At 35.7% G+C, this 2,411-nt stretch carries 2 protein-coding genes and 1 pseudogene; 1 reads left to right on the forward strand and 2 read right to left on the reverse strand.

What is annotated here, in order from left to right:
* On the reverse strand, window positions 1–474 hold a 474-nt coding region (locus tag AB3X49_RS21425; RefSeq protein WP_367964606.1), incomplete at its 3' end, for a GNAT family N-acetyltransferase.
* A gap of 53 nt (window positions 475–527) precedes the next feature.
* Here AB3X49_RS21425 and AB3X49_RS21430 point away from each other — a divergent pair.
* A pseudogene (locus AB3X49_RS21430) lies at window positions 528–800 on the forward strand (M23 family peptidase); the annotation flags it as partial.
* Between the two features lie 59 nt (window positions 801–859).
* Here the strand turns inward: AB3X49_RS21430 and AB3X49_RS21435 are convergent.
* Window positions 860–2,155, reverse strand: a complete 1,296-nt coding sequence (locus tag AB3X49_RS21435) for an Nramp family divalent metal transporter (RefSeq protein WP_001030684.1) — start codon at window positions 2,153–2,155, stop codon at window positions 860–862.
* Window positions 2,156–2,411: the final 256 nt, after the last annotated feature.

Below are 2,411 nucleotides of genomic sequence, written 5' to 3' on the forward strand. Positions count from 1 at the left end.
CATATAATTTTTTAGAACACCTTCTTTTTCAAACCCTAATTTTAATAGCACTTTATTTGAAGCCTCATTTTCAAGAAAGACAATTGCTCCGATACGTTTTAAATGAAGTGTGTGGAAATCGTATGATATAACTTCAGAAACCGCTTCAGTCGCATATCCATTTCCCCAGTGTTCAGGCAAAAAGGCATAACTTATATTTGCTCGTTTATGTTCGGAAGACCAATCATGAAAACCAATTGTTCCGATGAGCCCTTTCTTGTCTTTTAATTCGATTCCCCATTTAATGCCGCTTCTTGCGTTGTACCCCAATTTAAAATTAGTAAGGATTTGTTTTACTTGATCCAAATTTTGCAATGGTTTTTGGCCATAATGGCGCAGGACATCGGTATTAGAAAAGCACTGTAATATACTCGGTGCATCTTCGTCGGTAAGTTCTCGTAAAATGAGTCGGTTGGTTTTTAATATAGGAAACATGCTTTCACTCCATTTCTTCTGAAACTAGAATGTGTTGTTATTATATAATCTAATCTGAAAATAAAGATTATTCAAGGGGTAAGGATGATTTTGAATCTATGGCTGTTAATCATATTTATTTACGACTAGATGAATCGGGGGTATTTTTGTTTCTTACACAAGTCGGTAACTCAGGAAGTTTAAGTGAACCACATTTATATATCCATCATCAAAGGCAGGATCCATCCAAGGTGAGTATGTTTTTCACGGAAGGCTTACCACTTTATTTTCGAACTGAAAAAGGTGCGATAATGCCGGAAAGAGGGACATACATAAGTGGTAAGTAGAAGGAAATCATTTCATACAAAAAGGGTATTCCAAATTAAATTTGGAATACCCTTTTTTATTAACCTACAAATGTTTGATACAGTAAGAAAATATTTAAAACGATAATAAGCGCAGCGATTAACCACGCGATAAATGTTGTAATGCGATGGTTGACGAGTGCACCCATAATCTTCTTATTACTTGTAAACATAATAAGTGGTACTAATGCAAAGGCAATACCGAAAGATAAGACAACTTGACTCATAACGAGAGCGTAAGTTGGATTTACACCTAAAGCGATAATAACGAGAGGCGGAATCATTGTTATAAATCGGCGTAAGTATAACGGAATATGCATTCGAATGAATCCTTGCATAATAATATCACCAGACATCGTACCAACAGAAGAACTAGATAAACCTGCTGATAAAAGTCCAATCCCAAATAATGCAGCCGATACAGGACCGACTAAATTACTGAACTGGTTAAAAGCAACATCAAGGTCTTCAACGTGCAAGCCGTTTTTAAAGAATAGTGCAGCTGCTACAATTAACATACTTGCATTAATTGCTCCAGCGATAACCATTGCAATAATAATATCGATGAATTCGAAGCGGAAAATCTTTTTCTTTTGTTCATCATTTGTTCCGACTACACGGCGCTGCGTTAAGGCCGAATGTAAATATATCGCGTGCGGCATTACTGTCGCACCTAAAATTCCAGCTGCTAAAAGGATGCTATCTACACCTTGGAATTTTGGAGTGAAAAGTCCTGAGAGTAGAGGGCTTAATTCCGGTTTTGCGTAAAAGACTTGGATACCAAAAGCGATAACAACGATAAAAATCATACCTGTTATGATAGCTTCTAATGGACGAAAGCCTCTGCGTTGAAATTCAAGAATAATAAATGATCCAACTGCTGTAATTAAAGCAGCTGGTAACATCGGAATTCCAAATAGTAAGTATAAGCCAAGTGCTGCCCCAATAAATTCAGCTAAATCTGTAGCCATAATAACGAGTTCCCCTTGTATCCATAAACCGATGGAAACTGGTTTGGGGAAGTTTTCGCGAGCTACTTCAGGAAGATTTCTCCCAGTAGCGATTCCTAATTTAGCTGATAAAGTTTGAATTAATACAGCCATTAAATTAGAAGCGAGTATTACCCAAAGCAATAAATACCCATATTGTGATCCAGCTGCGATATTTGTAGCGAAGTTCCCAGGATCAATATAAGCAACTGATGCGATAAAAGCAGGTCCTAAGAATGGTAACAGTCTTTTAAAGCCTTTTGTTTGTCCACTTAACGCTAAATGGGCTGATTGAACTGTTGTACTTTGAGAAGGGACTTGTTCATCTTTTGTTATATCTTTATTCATAGTAGTATTCCCCTTTGAAATCTTAACTTGATTAAAGTTTCACTTTATTTTTACTCATTATTTCAATACATTTAGATATATGATGTGGCAATTTCATTTGAACATAAAAGTTTCCTTAATGCAAATTATATGACTGTGTGCAATGAATGGTGTGACGATGCAAAAATATTTTGGGAGTTTATGGTTGTTGAATAAGGGAGAAAATAATAAATTATAGGGTTGTTTTTGAAATTTATGTGAACATACAGCCTATATT

The sequence above is a fragment of the Bacillus sp. C30 genome (assembly GCF_040838255.1).
GTDB classification, from domain to species: domain Bacteria; phylum Bacillota; class Bacilli; order Bacillales; family Bacillaceae_G; genus Bacillus_A; species Bacillus_A mycoides.